The sequence below is a fragment of the Bacillus pretiosus genome (genome assembly GCF_051294775.1).
Taxonomy (GTDB): Bacteria; Bacillota; Bacilli; order Bacillales; family Bacillaceae_G; genus Bacillus_A; species Bacillus_A wiedmannii.
In genome coordinates this window covers 1-286 of the sequence record NZ_JBPPHF010000491.1, presented here as the reverse complement: position 1 = coordinate 286, position 286 = coordinate 1, and the positions used below count along the sequence as shown (strand labels likewise).

General features: G+C 38.8%; 1 protein-coding gene. It reads left to right on the top strand.

Translation table 11 applies throughout. From position 1 onward, the window contains the following. Positions 1–286, top strand: a 286-nt coding sequence (locus ACSG5Z_RS31870) for a carbohydrate-binding protein (protein ID WP_435712950.1), incomplete at both ends; no start/stop codon positions are given.

The following is a 286-nucleotide window of genomic DNA, read 5'->3' as shown; positions in this document are numbered from 1 at the left end:
ATATAGTATACAAAGAAGTTGGAGGGGCCATGAAAGAAATAGCTACTGCTACTACAACTTCATTTATGGACAAAGATTTGCAAGCGAATACAGCATATAAGTATGTAGTATCTGCTGTCGATACATCAGGTAATGAATCAATGAAAAGTGATGCCATCACAGTTACAACAAATGGACAAGAAAACTCTTATGGACAATGGGATGCGCGTAAAGCGTATAAAGCAGGAGATAGAGTAGTTCATGAGGATAAGGTGTATGAGGCAGTTCAGAGTTATCAAGGGAAGGG